The following is a 5,987-nucleotide window of genomic DNA, read 5'->3' on the forward strand; positions in this document are numbered from 1 at the left end:
TGAGGGTCCGACGGTATCCTGGAAAAATCCGCCAAATCAACCCTAAGTGTCTGAATTTAAAGGGAGTATCCGGGGGTGTTCGTTATCTGGCATTAAGCACCACCATTATCGGGCTAACTTATGATCTTGGCGTTAAAATTCAGGGGTTGGACCTTGCGTCTCAAATCCAGGGTGTAGTCGCCAAAGCGGTTGATATGGGCCGTGCGGTACGGCGATAGCCCGCCCAAAACCTCCTTGGTGAGGCCTTGCCCGTCGTCGGCAAATGTTTTTAATGCCTGCGTCATCTGTTCGACGTTGTGCAGTATGACCATGTTGGCTACCAGCTGATTGTATTTGACGACCTTGCGCTGCTCGTGCCGGATATTCTCCGCAATGATCCCCTGCCCACCGAAAAACAACCACTTGGTAAAGTTGTTAAATTCTTCACTCTTGTTAGTAGCTGAATGGATGGTCTTGCGCAGTTCAATTTCATCAATGTACCGCAGTAAGAACAGCGTTCGAACCACTTTCCCGAGCTCTCGGAAAGCGAAATACAGCTTGTTTTTACGGCTGTAAGTTCCGAGACGGCGAAGGATTGTGGAAGCGGTAATCTGCCCTTTCTTGATAGAGACGGCGACTCGGAGCATGTCGCGCAAATGGGTTTCGATCAACTTGAAATTCACGTGCCCTGTAAACAGTGAATCGATATTTTGGTAACGGTATCGCTTATCGGGTCGGCACAGCGTCAGGTCTTGGATGTTGCGGATGCGCGGCATCAGATTAATGCCCAGCAGATAGGCCAACCCGAACACAGGGTAGCTCTGCGCCTGAGTATCACCGTGCAGTGTATCGGGCTGGATGTCGGACTTATTACTCATCAGCCCGTCGAGGATGTAAACGGCTTCGTACACCCCGCAGGGAATAAAATGGCTAAACAGCGCAATGTAGGTGTCGGATACGTGATAGTAACCAATGCCGCCGTAGCCCCCATAGCGGATGTGGTATTCGGAGAGCAGATTCTGCTCATAAAGATCCCACTTGGTACCGTCTGCCGAGACGTGGCGGCCGGTACCCCAGTATTTTGGCAAGTCGAACTTGTTGTAGGCGTTCACCACCTGAACGATGGCTTTATCCAGTCGTTCCTCGGTTGCGTGTTTGAGGTTGAGCCAGGCTACTTGCCGCGAGCTGATGCCTTTGATGGAACGCGCTGTCTGTGTGGGCCCCAGGTTGCATCCATAGCAGAACAGGGTTGTGATGAATCGCTTCTGGGCTTCGTTCAGGCGAGACTCGTTGCCCGACAAGGGCGTGAAGTTGCCGTGTAAATTGAGCCACTTTTCGGTATCGGTTAATACATCGATGATGCTGGTCTGCGGAAGAGTTTGGGTGATGAGCTCGTCGAGCTTTTTCAATTCACTGGTGGGTAGTTCAGCCTTGTGTCGGCGTAACACCAGTCGCCCATTTTGGATGTCCGCGTGCAGGTTTTTCGGGAACCGTTCATCTACCCTCCGGGAGGCCTCTGTAAGCAGGTCTTTCAGATGGACGCAAAATGCCTTGGGCTCGCTCAGCGGTAACTCCACCTGCTGGGCGTACTCCTCAAGCTCCGCATCGAGTGTCTCATCATCAATCAGTTGCTCCCGATAATCATCAAATTGGGCACTGTGTGGTATGTGAAGATCGCCCGATGACAGCTCCTGTTTGATATGGATCAGTATCCACAACTCCAGGTACTTGCGGTGCAATAGATCATAGTCACCCGACTGTTCGGACTTAATGAGCACCAACTTTCGCCACTTCTCCGGCATCCAGCCGGGGTCAAAGGTTTCGCCCATGGTGTCGCTGGCAGCCGCGATTTTAATGTACTCTGCACGGCTCGGCTGCAGAGAGCGAAAGAGCGTAAGCAACGCGTTTGAGCTGGTATCGTTGGAAGTGGATTTGAGTTCCAAAATGGTAAGGCAATTGAACAAGAGTGCCCGCTTCTGGCGATAGGGTGCGAGCATAAAGGGAAAGTAATTGTTGCCGGAATAAGCCATGTGCTCGTTGCAGCGGTCGATCAGCGTACCGCTGTTTTCGCCAATGATGTCCTCAATCGAGGACAAGCGCTGTTGCTGAGAGGTGTCTTGTTCGTAGGCTGTCAGCACATCCTTAAAGGTCTCTATCAACCGATCAACGTGTTTTTGGTGGTCCAGGAGGTATTGCTGTAACGCCGCCTGGGCGTGACTTTCCATGGCGCGAACCATACGGATGAGCAGTTCGGCCACATCATCAAGCGCCTTGCTGTGTTGATTGCGCGTCAGGATGACCGCCAATGCATAACGTTTATTGAATTTCAGGTCGGCCATCTCGGTCGCGTTCAGCGCACGCGCCTCCAACGCCAGCTGCCGGTGTTTGACGATAGGTAACTTGATCGCAGGCATCTCTTCGCCAAGCGTCTGCAGCCAGTGCACATGCTGAAGATAGCTACGCACCTCCTTGTTGCCGGGGCGCTTCGGTTCGCGTTTGAGAATATGCCAGGCACTGTAGGTCTGGCCGTTCGGTGAGAGCAGCTCATTAATCTTCTGCTTCGCCTCGTCAGTAAGCTGGGAGGTGATGGCGCTAAAGCAGCGCTCGTTCACGTGGTTCCGTGCACGCCGTGCCGTACGTTTCAGAACGGTGAAACCCGGCAACTCAAAACGATGGCGCACCAACTCTTCGAGCATGACGTTCACGATGTCCGCAAGCATTTCCTTGGTTTCCGCCGCATCCAGAGCAATCTCGTAAAGCCACTTATTGTCGGTGCCCGCCAAGGGCTTAACATCCAGGTAGGTCCGGATCTGCCTCAGGTGTCGGTGCTTGGCCCCGGATCGGTCGTACTGTAGGAGCTGCGTTTGGGTCGGAAGCTTTCTAAACTGACACTGGAGACCGACATGCTCAATGATTTCCCGTGGCACCGCCGCGAGGGACTGAAAATAGCCCAGGCGCTGAAAGAGCTTAAGATGAAGCAACAGACCCAATCGGGCCACCGGTGTTTTGGCCAGTCGACCCCAGAGCTGCTCAGTGTCGGACGGCGTATAGGATTCTTGCAGCTCTTTTTCGGTGATTTCGGATTTCAGCCGCGGGTAGGCTGTTTCGTGCAGGCTGCTCATGGCTCACGCTCGCTCCAGTTAGTCCCACGTCGTCCCAGTGGCAGGATTCATGATTGTCGCCTCGAGCATGCACTGGTGGTCATTGGCTAAGGCGTGCATTTGCGCGAGCAGCTCATCCAGAACCTCATCAAGGTGCTCCGGGCTGTCATGTGTGATTGTGATGTGATACTGCGTTCCTTGCTCATTGAGCCTGGCCATGGCCCAGTTGGCAAAGCACACGCGCTCGATAAGCTCACGGACTTTCTTTATGCTGCGCACTTGGCTGTTATAGCGCTCCAACCGAAGGGTCACCTCCAGCAGTGTCGATTGCGCCAAAGAAGGAGCGGCCTGATGGCCTTCCAGGCTCTGCTCTATCCGATGCTGGGCGAACGGGTCAGGTGCATCGATGTAGCGCATTGCGGAATGAACGTCTCGCCATCCCACATACTCCATCAAAGACTTTGTGTCCCAGCGCTGGCCATTGGCCCAGCTCGCAAACCCTCGGCGCAAAGAGTGGCTGCTGAAAGCGTCTGAGCCCTCTATGCCTGCCGCTTGGCAACAGGATCTGACGATGGTGATGATACTGTTCGGATGCAGAGCTTCATTCGCAAGTTGGCCCCAACGGTTAATGGCCCGAAATACCGGCCCTTGCTTGATCTGTGCCGCGTTAGTCCATTCCAAATAGGCTTCTACAGGACACAGTTGCCTGAGGGCCGGCGCTTTGAAGTAACGCCCTTGCCCGGAGCGGTCGCTTTTGGTGCGGGGCAGGTAAATCTCCATGCCCGAGCCAGGCTCCACCTGAATATGCTCCGCATGGAGCCGCCCCAACTCGTCGCTGCGAAAGGCCCGCCAAAAACCGATCAGCATAAGTGCTTTGTTGCGAAGCGGTTGCAATGGCAACCGGTGTGTATCTTGTCGAGCAATCTGCTGGTCCAGGTGCGATACGATGGCCGTCAGCTGCACCAACTGGAGGGGTCTGGCCCGCTTTTCTGGGGCAGGGTGCAGTTCGGCAATGCCCTTGAGCACCTTTTTAACATGCGGTGCTTTGGTAGGATCGGGAAAACCTTGCTCAAGGTGCCAGGCCGCCAGACCCGCCAGTCGTTGGCGCAGGGTGTTTAGTGAATGAGCGCGCGCGTGGTCAACCAGGTAACGTGCAACACTGTCGGCCGTGGCCGGCAGAAACCCGCCCCATTCGTCCTCAAAGTGGCGGACTGCTCCTTGGTAGGCTTTGCGAGTATTGGCGCGGGTGCCCGCGCGTATGTAGTGGTCAATGCTGCTCATGCCGACCTTTTAATTTTGGCGAATTATGGACTTAGCGTCCCCAGTATTTCCAGAGCCGCGACGTCGAACGTATAGACGCCTTCAAACGCTTGGCCCCACTCGCGTGCTTGGCGCATGGCTTTATTCACAACGAGTGCGTCGGGAAAGTCAGCGCTCTTTTTCTTGCCACCGACCTTCACCGGCCGCGCCTTCTTATAGTCATTCAGAGCACGCCACACAGTCTGCCTATCCTCAAAGACAATGTTCGGCTCTGCAAACAGCGCACTGATCACGCCAGCAATGGCCTCGCGGTCAAGCTTGTAGCGCTTACCCGTTAGAACCCACATTGTCTCCACCAACACGACATCCGTCACCAGAGCGGGTACAGAGCCCGTGATCAGTGATACGGCCTTATGCGACTGAGCCTTATCGTCCAGCAGTAGGTAACGAAGCAGCACATTGGTATCAATGGCAATCACGCACCGATACCGTTTTGGCGGGAATCGTCCTCACTCACCTGGCGATCCACACGGATGCCCTTGAGAATCCCGCGCGCGGCTCCTGAGACCTTTTTGATGATGGTAATGTGGCCATCGTTGTCCACGTAGCTGTCGTATTCATCACCAGGCTCAATGCCCGCCAGCCGACACTGATCCACAGGCAAGGTGATTTGTCGTTTTGAGCTGACTTTTGGCATGACTAGAACCCTTTACATTAATCAATAGAGTAAAGACTGCCGGCCTCTTTGCTTCAGGTCAAGAAGTAAAGGAAATGGCGCTGACCTCGATCTAAACCCTCAGACAGGGCGCACTCGCTCTACAAAACCGATTGATCATCGGTTTTTGTGCTTCTATACTCTAGCTCATCTTCTCACGACCCGTCGCCGGAAAACCTGTGACTCAAGACACCCCTGATAAACTTGCCATTCCACCATTAGGCACTCTCGAAGTAGCGGTGCTGGTACATCTGTGGCGAGTCCCGGAGGCGTCCTCCAAAGAGGTACATGCTGCCATTGGTGTGGCGCGCGGCATTTCAGTGAATACTGTGCAGTCCACGTTGGAACGGCTGTATCGGAAAAAGCTGCTAAAGCGCTTCAAGGCTAGCCATGCATTCCGGTATGCCCCGCAGGTGGCCCGTGAGCAGCTGGTAGCCGGTCTGGTCAACGAGGTGCTCAGCCGCTTCGGCGGCGATACCGCTTCTTCGCTGGCGGCGTCCGTCGAAGCGGCGAATTGGCTGAACGAGGAAGCCTTGCATACGCTAGAGGCTGAACTTAAAAATATGCGTACGCGCGGCGAAGCTCTTCATGTGCGGTAGCATTTTTTGACCTTACAGATGGCTCGACAGGATCCAAACACCGGCTCCGATTAGTGTCAGCCCGTCTAAGATCTCGGTCTTTTGGCCAATTAACGACCCAATTGCCCGTCCCAACATCACTCCAAGCGTAACCATAACGGTCGTCGCCAGACCAATCAGGGCCGCCGCAGTTCAGATGTTGACGTTGATAAATGCCAGGCCAATACCTACAGCCATGGCATCCATGCTCGTGCCGATGGCTGTCAAAGAAACCTTGAGAAATGACTGTCTGGAGGGCTTCGACACTTCTTCAGCGCTGGGTTTCAGGCCTTCATAAAGCATGTGCAGCCCTAG

5 protein-coding genes and 1 pseudogene are annotated in these 5,987 nt (G+C 54.4%); 1 reads left to right on the forward strand and 5 read right to left on the reverse strand.

Features of this window, described 5'->3' with window-relative positions; all coding sequences use genetic code 11:
• Positions 1-113: 113 nt before the first annotated feature.
• Genes ABNH10_RS04215 through ABNH10_RS04230 form a run of 4 tightly spaced genes read right to left on the reverse strand, consistent with a single transcriptional unit; the run spans position 114 to position 5,037 of the window.
• On the reverse strand, positions 114-3,101 hold the full coding sequence (locus ABNH10_RS04215) for a Tn3 family transposase (protein ID WP_008169724.1): 2,988 nt from the start codon (positions 3,099-3,101) through the stop codon (positions 114-116).
• An 18-nt stretch (positions 3,102-3,119) separates the two neighbouring features.
• Entirely contained in the window at positions 3,120-4,361 is a 1,242-nt protein-coding gene (locus ABNH10_RS04220; RefSeq protein ID WP_008169727.1) for a site-specific integrase, read from the reverse strand.
• A gap of 23 nt (positions 4,362-4,384) precedes the next feature.
• The gene (locus ABNH10_RS04225) at positions 4,385-4,819 is read right to left on the reverse strand and encodes a type II toxin-antitoxin system VapC family toxin (protein ID WP_123889262.1); all 435 of its coding nucleotides are present in this window, start codon (positions 4,817-4,819) and stop codon (positions 4,385-4,387) included.
• Complete coding sequence (locus ABNH10_RS04230) at positions 4,816-5,037, reverse strand: AbrB/MazE/SpoVT family DNA-binding domain-containing protein (protein ID WP_008169731.1); 222 nt, start codon at positions 5,035-5,037, stop codon at positions 4,816-4,818. Before ABNH10_RS04230 ends, ABNH10_RS04225 begins: the two co-directional genes overlap by 4 nt.
• A 197-nt stretch (positions 5,038-5,234) precedes the next feature.
• On the opposite strand from ABNH10_RS04230, the gene ABNH10_RS04235 reads away from it, so the two are divergent.
• Positions 5,235-5,654 (forward strand): BlaI/MecI/CopY family transcriptional regulator, encoded by a 420-nt coding sequence (locus ABNH10_RS04235; protein WP_050898225.1) that lies wholly within the window; start codon positions 5,235-5,237, stop codon positions 5,652-5,654.
• 12 nt (positions 5,655-5,666) lie between these two features.
• On the opposite strand, the pseudogene ABNH10_RS04240 reads toward ABNH10_RS04235, so the two are convergent.
• Positions 5,667-5,975, reverse strand: a pseudogene (locus ABNH10_RS04240) (manganese efflux pump).
• Between the last annotated feature and the right edge of the window lie 12 nt (positions 5,976-5,987).

The organism is Alcanivorax sp. (assembly GCF_040119285.1).
Lineage (GTDB): Bacteria > Pseudomonadota > Gammaproteobacteria > Pseudomonadales > Alcanivoracaceae > Alcanivorax.

What these genes read in the sequence shown, in the direction of transcription:
- ABNH10_RS04230 (WP_008169731.1), bottom strand. Translation starts at nt 5,037, where the DNA reads ATGCCAAAAGTCAGCTCAAAACGACAAATCACCTTGCCTGTGGATCAG.
- ABNH10_RS04220 (WP_008169727.1), bottom strand. Translation starts at nt 4,361, where the DNA reads ATGAGCAGCATTGACCACTACATACGCGCGGGCACCCGCGCCAATACT.
- ABNH10_RS04215 (WP_008169724.1), bottom strand. Translation starts at nt 3,101, where the DNA reads ATGAGCAGCCTGCACGAAACAGCCTACCCGCGGCTGAAATCCGAAATC.